The sequence below is a fragment of the Enterobacter sp. ENT02 genome (assembly GCF_019219165.1).
Taxonomy (GTDB): Bacteria; Pseudomonadota; Gammaproteobacteria; order Enterobacterales; family Enterobacteriaceae; genus Enterobacter; species Enterobacter mori.
On the sequence record NZ_JAHUWD010000006.1, the window covers coordinates 63908 to 77466 of the forward strand.

Annotated in this window: 16 protein-coding genes; all 16 read right to left on the reverse strand. The window is 61.7% G+C overall.

Going from position 1 to position 13559, the window contains the following annotated elements:
• Genes KW829_RS17350 through KW829_RS17425 form a run of 16 tightly spaced genes read right to left on the reverse strand, consistent with a single transcriptional unit; the run spans position 1 to position 13470 of the window.
• Complete coding sequence (locus KW829_RS17350; protein WP_010436577.1) at positions 1-1230, reverse strand: beta-ketoacyl-ACP synthase; 1230 nt, start codon at positions 1228-1230, stop codon at positions 1-3.
• The gene (locus KW829_RS17355) at positions 1227-1958 is read right to left on the reverse strand and encodes a 3-ketoacyl-ACP reductase FabG2 (RefSeq protein WP_218308754.1); all 732 of its coding nucleotides are present in this window, start codon (positions 1956-1958) and stop codon (positions 1227-1229) included. Before KW829_RS17355 ends, KW829_RS17350 begins: the two co-directional genes overlap by 4 nt.
• Entirely contained in the window at positions 1952-2425 is a 474-nt protein-coding gene (locus tag KW829_RS17360; RefSeq protein ID WP_172701551.1) for a 3-hydroxy-fatty acyl-ACP dehydratase, read from the reverse strand. The genes KW829_RS17355 and KW829_RS17360 overlap by 7 nt, the downstream gene beginning before the upstream one ends.
• The gene (locus KW829_RS17365; protein WP_218308715.1) at positions 2425-3591 is read right to left on the reverse strand and encodes a beta-ketoacyl-[acyl-carrier-protein] synthase family protein; all 1167 of its coding nucleotides are present in this window, start codon (positions 3589-3591) and stop codon (positions 2425-2427) included. The genes KW829_RS17360 and KW829_RS17365 overlap by 1 nt, the downstream gene beginning before the upstream one ends.
• A gap of 1 nt (position 3592) precedes the next feature.
• Positions 3593-4171 (reverse strand): DUF3261 domain-containing protein, encoded by a 579-nt coding sequence (locus KW829_RS17370; protein WP_218308716.1) that lies wholly within the window; start codon positions 4169-4171, stop codon positions 3593-3595.
• A complete protein-coding gene (locus tag KW829_RS17375; protein WP_218308717.1) occupies positions 4168-6489 on the reverse strand; it encodes an MMPL family transporter in 2322 nt (773 codons plus the stop codon). Before KW829_RS17375 ends, KW829_RS17370 begins: the two co-directional genes overlap by 4 nt.
• Positions 6458-7063: an outer membrane lipoprotein carrier protein LolA gene (locus tag KW829_RS17380; RefSeq protein ID WP_218308718.1), complete on the reverse strand. Its 606-nt coding sequence runs from the start codon at positions 7061-7063 to the stop codon at positions 6458-6460. The genes KW829_RS17375 and KW829_RS17380 overlap by 32 nt, the downstream gene beginning before the upstream one ends.
• A complete protein-coding gene (locus tag KW829_RS17385; protein ID WP_100167327.1) occupies positions 7060-7482 on the reverse strand; it encodes a thioesterase family protein in 423 nt (140 codons plus the stop codon). Before KW829_RS17385 ends, KW829_RS17380 begins: the two co-directional genes overlap by 4 nt.
• A 3-nt stretch (positions 7483-7485) precedes the next feature.
• Positions 7486-9189 carry a glycosyltransferase gene (locus KW829_RS17390; RefSeq protein WP_218308719.1) on the reverse strand — a complete coding sequence of 568 codons (1704 nt, stop codon included), beginning with the start codon at positions 9187-9189 and terminating at the stop codon, positions 7486-7488.
• Positions 9180-9533 carry a hydroxymyristoyl-ACP dehydratase gene (locus KW829_RS17395; RefSeq protein ID WP_120159416.1) on the reverse strand — a complete coding sequence of 118 codons (354 nt, stop codon included), beginning with the start codon at positions 9531-9533 and terminating at the stop codon, positions 9180-9182. Before KW829_RS17395 ends, KW829_RS17390 begins: the two co-directional genes overlap by 10 nt.
• Entirely contained in the window at positions 9520-10869 is a 1350-nt protein-coding gene (locus KW829_RS17400) for an AMP-binding protein (protein WP_218308720.1), read from the reverse strand. Before KW829_RS17400 ends, KW829_RS17395 begins: the two co-directional genes overlap by 14 nt.
• The gene (locus KW829_RS17405; RefSeq protein WP_108417686.1) at positions 10862-11461 is read right to left on the reverse strand and encodes a hypothetical protein; all 600 of its coding nucleotides are present in this window, start codon (positions 11459-11461) and stop codon (positions 10862-10864) included. Before KW829_RS17405 ends, KW829_RS17400 begins: the two co-directional genes overlap by 8 nt.
• Positions 11433-11684, reverse strand: coding sequence for an acyl carrier protein (locus KW829_RS17410; RefSeq protein ID WP_218308721.1), 252 nt, complete (start codon positions 11682-11684; stop codon positions 11433-11435). The genes KW829_RS17405 and KW829_RS17410 overlap by 29 nt, the downstream gene beginning before the upstream one ends.
• 13 nt (positions 11685-11697) lie before the next feature.
• A complete protein-coding gene (locus KW829_RS17415) occupies positions 11698-11955 on the reverse strand; it encodes a phosphopantetheine-binding protein (protein WP_010436544.1) in 258 nt (85 codons plus the stop codon).
• A complete protein-coding gene (locus tag KW829_RS17420; protein ID WP_089598667.1) occupies positions 11936-12751 on the reverse strand; it encodes a 1-acyl-sn-glycerol-3-phosphate acyltransferase in 816 nt (271 codons plus the stop codon). The genes KW829_RS17415 and KW829_RS17420 overlap by 20 nt, the downstream gene beginning before the upstream one ends.
• Entirely contained in the window at positions 12748-13470 is a 723-nt protein-coding gene (locus tag KW829_RS17425; protein ID WP_042717281.1) for a beta-ketoacyl synthase chain length factor, read from the reverse strand. The genes KW829_RS17420 and KW829_RS17425 overlap by 4 nt, the downstream gene beginning before the upstream one ends.
• Between the last annotated feature and the right edge of the window lie 89 nt (positions 13471-13559).

The window sequence follows — 13559 nt, forward strand, 5'->3', positions numbered from 1 at the left end:
TTACGCCCAGCGTTTAATGATTATCGAAGTATTGATGCCGCCGAATGCGAAGTTATTGCTTTGCAGATACTCACAGTCAATCTGACGGGCTTCCCCCATAATATAATCTAAAGCGCCGCATTGCTCATCCGGTTGTCTTAAATTGAGCGTTGGAATGAACCAGCCTTCGCGCATCATCTCCAGGCTCAGCCAGGCTTCCAGCGCCCCGCACGCGCCCAGCGTGTGGCCAAAATAGCTTTTCAGGGATGAAATGGGCACGCTGTCGCCGAAAATGGCGGCGGTGGCCTGACTCTCGGCGATGTCCCCGCGATCGGTCGCCGTGCCGTGGGCGGAAATGTAGCCAATATCCTGAGGGCTCAGACCCGCCATCGCCAGCGACTGTTCCATACAAATCTGCATGGTTTCACGCTGGGGCTGGGTGATATGGGCCGCATCGCAGTTGGTGGCAAAGCCCACAATCTCGCCGTAAATTGTCGCACCGCGCGCTCTGGCGTGCTCCAGCTCTTCCAGAATGACGGTGCCTGCACCTTCGCCAATCACCAGACCGTCGCGCTGGCTGTCGAAAGGCGACGGCGTGGTTTTGGGTGCGTCGTTACGCTGGCTGGTGGCGAAGAGGGTATCAAAAACGGCGGCTTCCGAGGGGCAAAGCTCTTCCGCACCGCCCGCCACCATCACGGTTTGATAACCATGACGAATGGCCTCCCACGCATAGCCAATCGCCTGGCTCCCGGAGGTACAGGCGCTCGAGGTGGGGATCACCCGTCCGCGCAGGCCAAAGAACAGTCCCGTATTGACGGCGGTAGTGTGCGGCATCATCTGCACATAGGTCGTGCCGGTGATGTTATGGGTGTGCTTTTCCATAAGCATGGACGCGAATTCGCTCACCGGCCCGGTGCTGCCCGTCGACGAGCCGTAGGCGATGCCGGTTTGACCGCTGGTCAGCACGGCGTCGTCGATCAGGCCCGCCTGCTCCAGCGCCAGCTCGGTGGCGCGGGTAGAGAGCAGCGACACGCGACCCATGGCCCGAATCCGCTTGCGGGTGTAGTGATCCGGCAGGGTGAAGTCCTCAATGGGCGCGGCCAGCAGGGTTTGCAGACCGTCATACGCCTGCCATTCAGACATGGTGCGCACCGCATTTTCATATCCGCGCAGGCGGCGTGAAATGGTCGGCCACGCTTCGCCAAACGCGGTGATGCCGCCCATGCCGGTAATCACGACGCGACGCGTCATAGCATACCTCCGTTAATCGAGATCACCTGGCGCGTCACATAGCCCGCCTTGTCTGACATCAGGTAGCTCGCAAGCCCGGCCACTTCGTCAGCGTGGCCCATACGCTGCATCGGGATCGTCGACATTGCCGCGTTCAGCGCGGCCTCGTCCATCTCGATCATGCCGGTATCAATCAGCCCCGGCGCGATGCAGTTCACGGTGATTTTGCGCTTCGCCAGCTCAACGGCCAGCGCTTTGGTGGCCCCGATAATCCCGGCTTTGGCGGCGCTGTAGTTCACCTGCCCGCGGTTGCCCATCAGGCCAGAAACCGACGATAGGGTGATAATCCGCCCGCCCTTGCGGGTGCCGATCATCGGCATAATGCAGGGATGGATAACGTTATAGAAACTGTCGAGATTGGTGTGGATTACGCTGTCCCAGTCATCCTCGCTGAGCGCCGGAAACGCGCCGTCGCGGGTGATGCCTGCGTTACTGACCACGCCATACCATGCGCCGTGGTCAGCCATTTCCTGTTCCAGCACCGTGCGGCACTGCTCGCGGTTGCCCACGTCGAAGGCAAGTAAACGGCCCGTGCCGCCCGCCTGAACAATCGCGTCGAGTGTCTCCTGTGCGCCAGCGGCATCGAGGTGGTAATGCACGCCCACGGTGAAACCGTCAGCCGCAAGCTGAAGGGCAATAGCGCGGCCAATGCCTTTGCTGGCACCGGTGACCAGTACGGATCTCATGATGGCGTTCCCTGATTGAAAAGTGATGTTAATTCTTCTTCGCTCGGCTGGAAGGTGTTCACCCGGCCCGTGGCAAGGGAGGCGTTATCCGCGTGGATGACGCATTCGAAGCTGCCAAAGCGTTCATCCTGCATCAGCCGTTCGATGGTGATAGTCAGCGTGGTGCCTGCGATAAACAGCCCTGCGGTGCATACCAGTTCACGCGCGCCCAGCACCATGCCCAGCGGGCTGTGCGGCAGCCCTTTTTGCAGGCGATGCCACTCAGACCAGACGCCGACGGTCTGCGCCATCAGCTCCAGCGCAAACCAGCCCGGCAGGTCGCCGTCGGCGTTCAGAAACGGGGCGAGCACGCCGTGCCCGCTCACCGTGACGCTGCACGCTGCGCCATTGTCGGTGACGCTCTCGACGGTCTCCAGCAGCATCATGGGCGCGTCGTGAGGAAGGTACTCGGCGGGGGATAAATATTTCATCACACTCTCCCCAGCAGAAGGCTGGCGTTGTTGCCGCCAAACGCGAACGAGTTCGACAGGATCGCCGGTTTTTTCAGCGGGGCAGGCGCGTGCAGCAGTCCGCAGGCGGGCAGCGTGTCGTCCTGCGCGTAGCGGGAAAAATCCTGCGGCGGCAGCGGCAGGTTGCGGGTCAGGATCAGCCAGCTTAGCGCGGCCTCGGTGATCCCGGCGGCGCCCAGCGTGTGGCCGGTCAGATGTTTGGTGGAACTGCACGGCACGCGTTCGCCAAACAGATCGTGGATAACCTGCGCCTCAATGCGATCGTTAAGCGGCGTGGCGGTGCCGTGCAGGTTGATATAGCCGATATCATCCGCCGTCATGCCCGCCTCGTTCAGCGCCTGCGTGATGGCGCGGATGGCCCCTTCACCCTGCGGGTGCGGCGCGGAAATATGATACGCATCGCTGGATTCACCCGCGCCCAGCAGCGCGATCTCTCCCGGCTTGCGGGTTAGCACCATCAGCGCCGCCGCTTCACCAATGGTGATCCCCCGGCGGTCACGGCCAAAGGGTTCGCACTGGGTTGGCGAGAGGGACTCCAGGCTGTTAAACCCGTTAACCGGCATGCGGCTCAGGCTGTCGGCACCGCCCACAATGGCGACATCCACCAGTCCGGCGTTGATCAAACGACAACCGCTGATGATTGCCCGCGCGCTGGAGGAGCAGGCGGTCGAGAGGGTATATGCCGGGCCGTCCAGCTCAAGCCAGCTGGCGAGAAAGCGCGACGGATCGCCCAGCTCCTGCTGCGGGTATTGCCACTGCGGGCTGTCCTCGCCGTTCTGAGAGAGGCGCACGTACGCGTCACCTTCGTCCAGTCCGGACGTGCTGGTGCCAAGCACCACCGCCACACGGTCGCGTCCCACGCGCGCGATGGCCGCATCGACGGCAGGCTGGATCTGCGCCAGCGCTGCCAGTAACAGCTGGTTGTTACGGCTGCGATGCGCCGACAGGTGGTCCGGTATTGACGGCAGCTCGCCTTCCACGCCGCCCAGCACCGCATCCGGCACGCCCTGCAGCCAGCCTGCGCGGTGACGCATCCCCGGCGCAACGCCTGCGGTCAGATTTGCCGCAATCTCATCAGCCGAGTTACCCAGGGCGTTGACCATGCCAACGGCAGAAAGGTAGATCATCTCAGTCACCCAGATATCGAATGGTGATGTGGTAGTTAAAAACATGCTGCTCGATGCTAATCGGCTCACGTTTGCCTTTGCGTTGCAGGTAGACAATCTCCGTGACCAGCTTGCCGTCGGGGTTGCGCAGCTCGCGTCTGTTGTCAGTATCGTTCAGCGTCCAGCCTTTCGGCAACTGCGGCTGCCAGGCGCTGAGCGGCCAGTGGCTGAGCATCACGTCCGCCAGTACCTGGCTGGCGGGCGGCAGCTCCGGCGCCACAACCGACTGTTCGGTATGGATACCGGTATTGTCATACGTCGCGATGAACAGACGGATCCCCACGGAGGAGAGGCCGGCCAGCGTCACCTTATGCTCGTCTGCATTCAGCATCACCAGCAGCGACTGGGTGTGTCCGTTGAACCTGCCGGTCAGCAGCTGCTGCGAGCTAATGGCCGGGGTGATACCCGGCGGCGGCAGCGTCACGCGGGTGCCCGGCTGGAGCCAGGCCTCGGGCCGTGCGTCATCTCGGTTCGGCGAATGGCTACACCCTGCCAGCAGCAGCGCCAGAAGACATATCGCCAGGCGGTAAAATCGGATCATCGTATTCTCTCTTTCGTCGTCGGCATCGCCAGCGGGGCGAGCAGGAAGGCGGTGAAAATACCGCTCACCAGCACAATGCCAAAGCTGCTGATGGCCTGGGTGGTGCTGAACACCAGCATGCCCAGCGTCAGCAGCGTGGTCATCATGGCAAGCGTAATCGCCAGCATAGCGGTCAGGGGCGTTCCGCGTGGGTTGCTGAAAAACAGCGTGTAGTTGATGCCAATCCCGAGCACCAGCACCAGCGCCAGCAGCGAAAACAGGTTCACCGGATGGCCCGCGACGGCCAGCGCCGCCAGCCCGCAGCTGAGCGAGAGCAGGGAGGGCACCAGGCTGATCGCTCCTTTGCGCCAGCCGAGGCGCACCATCGCGCCGCAGGCAATCACCGCCAGCGCCACGAACAGTAAGCCCGTCAGCAGCGAACGGTAGAGCGTAAACAGGCTGTCGAAGCTGGCTTTGCGGTCGACCCAGGCAACGCCCTCATGGCTGGCCGCCAGTTTGCCGAGCGCCGCGCTGTTTTTCACGCCATCCACCGGGACCAGTACGCCGCTTTCGCCGTTGGGCAACGTCAGCCACAGCAGCCGCCAGCCTTCGCTGACCGGGCTGGCGAGCCAGGCCTCAACGCTAACCGGCATCGCGTCCAGATTGGGTGTGACGCTGTTCAGCCCCGCGCTTTTCAACATTGTTGTCACCGCAGGCGCGGCGTTGTGCAGAAGCTGCAGATCGCTTTTCTGACGCGCCAGCGAGTTCAGCGGCAGGGTGCGCCAGTGGGCCATATCGCCCGCTTTTTGCGCCTGCGCCAGCGCCGGGGTAAAGGCCTCCAGCCGCTCCAGCGTTTGCTGAGCCGACGCGCCGTACACCACAAACCACTTTTGGTCGACGCTCTGCCCGGTCAGGGCGGTAATGGTTTTTTCCTGTGCCAGAATGTCTTTCGGCAGCGCCTGAAGCTGGGCGATATCGTCGTCGACCCGTAAGCTGCCTATCCCGATGGCGGAAATCAGCGCCAGCGCCAGCGGCAGCCCCACGGACAGGGTTTTGCTGCTACGCCAGGCGTTCAGCCAGCGCAGCAAAAAACCTTTCGCGGGAATCGGGCGAACCGGCATTCTTTGGCACAACCACGGATGCCAGAAAATCACCGTCAGGCACGAGGCGCTCAGCCCCGCTGCGGCAAACACCGCCATCTGGCGGATGCCGGGGAAGGGGGCCAGCATCATCATCAGGTAGGCGACGACGGTGGTGAGCAACGCCAGCAGCAGCGCATTGCGTACCTTCGACAGGCTTTGCCAGGGCGAGTCGTCAGCGCCGTGCACCATCCGCTCCGTGAGGTAGTAAAGCGTATAATCTGCCGAAATACCGATGATGCTCATGCTCATCACCAGCGTCATCAGGTGCAGCTCGCCAAACAGCAGCAGCGTAAATACCGTGCCCGCCAGCGCGCCGATGGCAATGGAGAGCATGCTCAACAGCAGCGGGCGCACGGAGCGGAACACCACCACAATCAGCAGGATCACCCCGAGCACCGTGGCGACGCCGAGCGTGGAAATATCCCGTTTGGCCTGCTGGCTGGCATAATCGCTGTAAAACACCGTGCCGCGAGAGAGCAGCTGCGCCTGCGGGTAGTGCGTTTTCAGCGTCTCTTTCAGCGCCTTAAGGGTGGTGACCAGCCGGTGGGTTTGTTGCATATCGAACGACGACCCCGCCAGTTCGCCGTGCAGCAGATACCAGTAGTTTCCGGCATCATCTTTGGTGACCAGCCAGCCGTCCATCAGCTGCATTTTCTGGCCGTTTTGAGCGAGGGCGAGCTGTGAGCCGCGCATCAGCATCAGCGGATCGTTTTGCAGCTCCTTGCCGCTCACGCCGGAAAAGGCGGAATAGAGCTGGGACAGGATCCACCGGGCCTGCGCGTCCCCGCCGTGTTGCAGGCGCGCCCGGGTGGCGGGATCGATCAGGCCGTTACGGTGCTGCCAGAAGAAATCCCCCCAGGCTTTTTGCCCGGCGGCGTCCATTGGCCCTTTCACCACATTCAATGCGTGACTGCGCTGCAGCAGTTCCAGCCATTGCTGCGCCACGCGCGGGTCTGGCTTTTTGCCGGGGCTGACCAGCCAGACGAGCTGGCGGTCGAGACGCTGCATAAATCCGTCGTTGAGCGCCGGGGGCATCGCCCCGAGCGTCTGTTTCGGCAACATCGCCAGTACGCTGCTGTTCAGCCGCGCGCCGGGCAGCAGCGTGAGCAGCACGCCCAACAGGATCAGGCATACCGTGGCCCACAGCAGCGCCGGGCGCAGGGATTTACGGTGCGGCAAAGCGTTGGCGTTCGGCATCGGTCAGGCTGGCGGGCGTCAGTTGGTGGCGGGACAGGGCGATATCGGTCGTGTCGCCCTGCTTATCGTTCAGTCGAATCGATTCCAGGTACGCGGCACCGCGCAAATCGAGGGTGGCGAAAATCTTGTCCAGCGGCGTGGTCACAGGCGTCAGCACCAGCGACCAGCGGCCTTCCCCCTGGTCTTTAAAATCGATGCGGAAGTTCTCTTCGAGCGCCTTGCGGTCGGCCTGAAACAGCGCCCGCAGCAGGTGGTTGAACTGGAACATCTGAGGGTTATTGTCGGCTGTGAGGGTTTGCGGCGGTTGGCCGTTAACGATCTGCACCATCCGCCTGTCGTCCAGCAGCAGCGTCATCGGAAACGGCGCTTTTTGATCCCACAGCAGGCCGCTGTCGCGGGCGATCAGCATCTCCCCCTGCGAGCGCAGCGGCTGTGGCATGTCCCTGATGGTGCGGGTTTGCTCGAAGTGCGCACGCACCACCGGCTGTTCCGCAAAGCGCTGCTGCAGTTCGTCCAGCGTGATCGCGCTGACCAGCGGGCTCATCAGCAGGGCGAGAAGCGGTATCCATTTCATGGCGCGATCCCCATACGTTCAAACAGAATAGCCGGGCTGACAAAGCACATCTCCCGGCTGGCTTCATCCACCGCCACCTGAATGGTGTAGCCGGTGGTGGTGCGTTTCCCGGTTTGCGCGTCGAAGATTTGATAGGCGATGCGCAGGCGGTTTTCATATTCTTCAATGTGGGCGCGCACGCGGATGCGCTGCTCGAACGTCACCGCGTCGCGGTATTTCACGCGGGTGTCCACCACCGGCCAGACGTAGCCGGAGGCCTTCATCTGGCGATAGCCGTAATTAAACTGGTTAAGCAGCGCCTCGCGGGCGATCTCAAAGTAGCGGAAATAGTTGCCGTGCCAGACCACGCCCATCATATCGACGTCGTGGAACGGCACGGTGATCTCAACTTCAGCCGTAAAGCGGGGATCGGTCAGCACCCTTTACTCCTTCTCGTTGACCTCTGGCAGCTGCCAGAAATCGAAAAAATTAAACCAGTCGAGCGGCGACATGAGGGCGTAATGTTCCAGCCGCTGCGCATAGCGATCGACGGTCTGCTGCAGCGCCTGCTGGCGTTCGCCGCGCGGCAGCAGCAGCGGGTCGGCAAAGGGCTCGCAGTGCAGGGTCAGTTTCCCCTGCTGGCAGAGGGCAAAAATCAGCACCACCGGGCAGCGCAAAATAGACGCCAGGATAAACGGCCCCTGCGGGAACGGCGCGGGCTGGCCCATAAAGTCGCTCCATATCACGCGCCAGCTGCCGCCGCGCTGCGGCGTGACGGCGATGCGGTCGCCCACAATGGCGACCCATTCGCCGCGATCCAGCTTCTCTTTGATGAGGATGGCGGTATCCGGGCCGATGTCGGTCACGGGCATCAGGTGAATGCCTGCCTGCGGGGCCATCTCTTCCATCACCTGCTTAAAGCGTTTGGCGTTATCGCTGAAGACCAGCGCGTTGATGGTTTTCCCCCCTTCGCGCTGCGCCAGCGCCCGACAGGCCTCCACGTCGCCAAGATGCGAGGCGAGCAGCAGTTTGCCCTGCGGATCGTCCAGACCCAGCGCCGCCTGCGCACCCGGTGCAAAGACCAGATCGCGATCGAGCTTCATTTCGCCGCGCCAGCTGGCCACTTTGTTGAGCATGGCCTGACCAAAACGCAGGAAGTGGAAAAAGCTGTGCAGGCGGGGAGGCTGAGGCATCTGCCGCTGCGCCATCACCTGCTTTACGCGCGTCAGCCATTGCCGTGACGCCTGGCGCGCAGAACGGGCGGTCAGCCAGTATACGGCGGTGACCGGCCACAGCAGGATGGTAAAGGCGTTACGCCCCAGCAGCTGCCAGACGCGCAGCATCAGACGCATTCCCCACAGCCCTTTCACCTCCTGCTGCTGCGCCCAGTGCTGCGCCCAGTGCTGCGTGCGGCGGCGCATCAGCAGAGCGGGAATGCGCGGCAGCATGCCGAAGAACAGGCGGGTATGCATCAGCGAGATGCGCAGGTTGTCCTTTAGCGCATCGAAATGGGATAGCCCGTCCGGCGGATAGGTCACGCGGGTGGGCAGAAAATAGCTGGTGTTGCCCTGCCAGTAGAGCCGCACCATCACTTCGGTATCAAAATCCATCCGTTTACCGAGCGGCGTGCGCGCGGCAAGCCGCAGCACCGGCGCGATGGGGTAGACCCGAAAGCCGCACATGCTGTCTTTTAGCTGCAGCGACAGGGTTTCAATCCACACCCAGACGTGCGTTATCCAGCGTCCGTACAGGCGCGAACGGGGAATGGAGTCATCGTAAACGGGTCTGCCGGAAATTAACGCCTCAGGGTGGCGCTCCGCCAGCGCCAGCAGTTTGGGAATGTCTTCGATAGCGTGTTGACCGTCGGCGTCCACCTGAATCGCGTGGGTGAAGCCGCGCTCTGCACAGGCTTGCAAACCCTGCATGACTGCCGCCCCTTTCCCGCTGTTTTCTGCCAGCCGCAGCAGCGTGAGCTGCGGATGGCGCGCAGCAAGATCGTCAAGCGTGCGGCGCGTGGGTTCATCGCTGCCGTCGTCCACCACCAGACAGGGTAGATCGAAGGGCGCGAGGCGCGCCAGCACCGAGGCCATCATCGCCCCGTGGTTGTAGCACGGGATCAGCACGCAGGGGCGGAAGGTTACTGACATAGGCGAATCTTCCCGCTGCTGGCAGTATGGCGTTCGTCACCGGCATGGCGCTGGTAGCTGAAGGTCAGCATCTGGCGTTCGGGCTGCCAGGCCAGGAGCAGCGTCACCCTGTTCTCCGGCAGCAGCGGGGCCGCGAACTTCACGTTCTGAATGCTGTGAAAACGGTAGCCCGGAGCCAGCAGCGTGGTGGCGTAGTCCATTACCCAGTCGAGCTGCGCCACGCCGGGGAGCAAGGGCTGAACGGCGAAATGCCCCTTAAACCAGAGCAGGGCCGGATCCAGATAGAGGTCGATCTCCAGATGCGTCGCATCGGGCTGGCGGCGTTCGATTTCATGGATCTTCATGAAATAACTCCTGTAGCTGCGCAGTCACACGCTTGTTCATGCTGTTGACCGGGATTTCATCGACGATCCGCCAGTAGCGGGGCACGGCAACCGGTTCAAGGCAGGGGCGAAGGGCGCGGCGCCAGGCGGATTCCTGGGCATTTTTCCCCACGCTTTCTCTGTGCATTCGCGCGTCGTCACTGAGCACCAGCAGCACGCCAATGCCCTGACGTCCCCCGCGCGTCACCGCCAGCGCGGCGGCGTCGCAGATGCCGTCCAGCGCCAGCAGCCGCTGCTCAATTTCATCGAGCGAAATGCGTTTGTCTTCGATTTTGACCACCCGCCCACGGCGGCCAACGATGCTGAACTGCCCGTCGGCCGCGAAGTGTAAATTGTCATCCAGCACGACGCCTTCCGGCTCGTGGATCAGCGGCGACGTGACGCGACCGTCGTGAAACGTCACGCCGGGGAACGGCTGCCAGCGCGTTGTCTCATCCTGACGGTGACGCCAGGCCATGACTCCCGTTTCGGTACTGCCGTAGATTTCATCGGGCCAGAGGTTGAGCCAACCCTGAAACGCGGTGATATCCCGCCAGGGCAATACGCCACCTGCGGAAATGAGCAGGGCAACGGGGGGCGGCGTCAGTGCTGTATCCAGGCGCTTGAGGAAGGCCGGGCTGCTGATAAAAAGATAGCGTTTGTCGTGGGGCAGGGCTGAGAGTTGCTCGGCATAGTTGAGCAGCCTGGTCTGTGACGGCAGGCCGAGCGCCATGGGCAAGACGACACGAAACGTCAGGCCATACAGGTGGTGCAGCACCACGGAGGCGACAACATGGCAGCCCGCAAGACGATCGCCAAACTGTTCCGCCAGCAAGCGGACTTCGCGATCCAGACTGATAATCGGCTTAACCACCCGCTGCGGCGCGCCGGTGGAGCCGGAGGTGAAAAGCTCGATGGCGCGCGTATCGTCTATGGCTGGCAGCGGGGAAAAGCCGTTGTCTGTGCGCGGGGTGGAGGCTACCAACCGCTGTCGCCCTGAAAAGGCAAGCGCTGTGTCACTCAGGACGCCGCTGAACAAGTCCCGCTGTTCGTTAAGCTGTGCAGCCCGGCTGTGCCCGGGTAGCACGGGCGTTTTACCCGCGTGCAGCGTCGCCAGCAGGGCGACCGTAAACAGATAGCCGTTTTCAACGCACAGCGCCCAGCGCTCGCCCTCTTCCTGACGCAGCGTGTTAACCAGCTGCGTCACGTCGTGACGCAGATCGCCGAGCGTCCAGACGCCATCGTCGCGCCAGGCTATCGGCGTATCGTCAGGGCGGGGCGCACTGAGCCACTGGCTGAGCGGAAGCGGTTTATGCATCTTTTTTCATTACCCGTTGTCGCACCAGCCACTCGCAGGCCATCAGCGTGCCCATCAGGATGTAGGCAATCATGCCGTTCCACAGCGTCCACAGGTGTATGTCGGCGTGCAACACGGTAAACAGCGCCATCGTGCCGTTGCCGATAAAAAAGCCGCACCACACCCGGGTAACGATGCGAGTGTAGCGGATGCCGGTGGGCGAGAGAGTGGGCTCACGCAGCCGCGCAAATCGTTCTACCATCGGCATGGTTGTCCACAGCGATCCGCCAAACACCACCAGCATCACCAGATTAACGACTACCGGATAAAACAACACCCACTGGTGAGCGTGCAGCACATAGCTCGCCGCGCACAGCGCCACGCCTGTGAGGGCAACGCCCAGGATCATGTTGCGCAGAGGGCCGCTCTGACGGCGCACCTGCCAGACCCGCAACAGCAGCACAAGCGCTATCACGGGCAGTATCCCGTGCAAATTGTTGTTTGCCAGCCCGAAGCCAATCAGAAAAGGCCATGCCAGCAGCATCAACCCCGTCAGTATCGGGATGAATGGAATCGCAGGCACGTTACGCTTCGCGCTGAAGCTGTTCCACAACGTCGACCACGTCCTGGACGGTACGCACCGCTTTGAAGGTGTCAGGCTTGATTTTATGGCCCGTCTTCTTCTGCAGGTGAACCACCATGTCAACGGCATCAATGCTGTCGAGATCCAGATCGTCGTACAGGCGCGCTTCCGGGGTGATGTCCTCGGGGGCGACTTCAAACAGCGTAATAAGAAGCGCAGAGACTTCCTGATAAATCATTTCCTGGTTAGTCATAGCGGGTAAATTCTCAGGCGCGTTGTTGATGGATAAAAGCCGCGAGCGTGGCAACGGAATAGAAGTGCTGACGCATCTCGTCGCTTTCGGCAGAAAGCACTACGCCATACTGATTTTTCACAGCCAGCCCCAGTTCCAGGGCATCTATCGAGTCCAGACCCAGCCCGTCGCCAAACAGCGGGGCGTCAGTATCGATATCCTCTGGCGTAAGTTCTTCCAGATTCAGCGTAGAGATAATGAGATTCTTAATTTCAAGATAGAGCGCTTGCATCTTTCGTTCCTGACAAAGATTGAAGACCGGTTGTTAACTGATGCTGCATATGCCGGTTTAACTGCCTTGCCGCCAGCGCAGGTTCGTGCTGGCTCGCATCGTAAAAATCATGAATGTTGATGCGTTCGCGAACATCCACGGTAAAAAAAGGTTTGTTGGGCGGAACGTTGTACCAGCTGCTTTGCTTATCCAGCATGCGTTCGCTGCAGTGGATCACCACCACACGCACAGCGCTATTGCAGCGAACGGCGATGTTAGCCGCCCCGCGCTGCAGCGTTATGGCTTCGCCAACGCGCGTGCGGGTCCCTTCCGGGAATATGAGCAGCGTATCGCCCTGTGCCAGACGCTGCTGGCTGGCGGAGAGCAGGGTTTCAGCTTCGCTGTTGATCAGATAATCCGCGGCGCGGATCACCCCGCTGACAAACGGGTTACGCAGTAGGGCGCTTTTCACCAGGCAGTCGGTTTCGTTCATGACCGACGCCAGGAACACGTAGTCCAGCAGCGAAGGGTGGTTGGCTATCACCAGACAGCCGCGCTCCGCACGCAGCACGTCGAGGTTGTTGAAGCGGTAATCCAGTACACCCACTCCCCGTACCACCGCGAGAAACAGGCGAAAACTGGCGGAAATGCTGCGGCGGGCCAGCTGGCGGCGCTTCGCGCGATCGCGCTGAATAACCAGCAGCAGGTTAAACCACACCAGCGACAGCAGCAGCCCGCCGAGGCCGAACAGCGCGAAGCAGAATCCGGTCATCGTCATGCGCCATAACCTGTCGAGACGCGAAGTCAGTCCGCTCATTTGCGCGTCCATTGCCACTGGAGACGTTCACCAGAGAGGGTAAATTGCGGCGCGTCGTTCAGGTAATGGCGCAGGAACTGGAGGCTTTGCGGCAGCGCGGGCTCTTCACCTTCACTGCCGCCACGCGTTTCGCAGCAGAGCAGATCGCCGGCTTCAATCACCAGCGCCAGGGCATACGGCCAGACGGGCATCTGCGGCGGCAGCCCGGCGTGATAAAACGCAGGCAGGACGCCGTCAAAATCGACCAGCAGCACGCGGGAATAGCCCGCATGGAGCAGGCTTAATACTTCACACAAACCTTGCTGGAAGGTATCCATACCGGCGGAGACCGACGAGGAGACAATCGGCTGACGCGCGGCGATTGTGAGATTCCCGACGGCAGCATTGTGGACCGACATGGCAAAATCCGTGGGAGAAACAGGTTCTTCCGCCGCCAGCGCCTGCAGAATACGGTAATTGCGCTCCAGTTCACCGTGGCGACTGCTGTAGACGACGGCGTCAATCTGGTGCTTTCGCAGCATCGCGAGGCCGATATCCACCGCCAGCCTGCTGCCAGAGTTGAGGCGGCGCGCGGTCATCATCGGCAGGTCGGTCAGTTTTGCCAGCGGCGCGGCGGGGTCGATAGCGTCAGACTGGCGTGACCAGTCCTGCCACGCAGCGGCATCGCCCAGTCCTGGCGCTCGTGCCTGCCAGTCGATAATTGAGAGTGTAAATTTCATCTACGCGCGTCCGCGATAAACCTGTTTCTGTGACTTATTCTTCGCAAGCGCGATGAGCTGCGCACATCGTACAATGTTGTTGGCGCGCA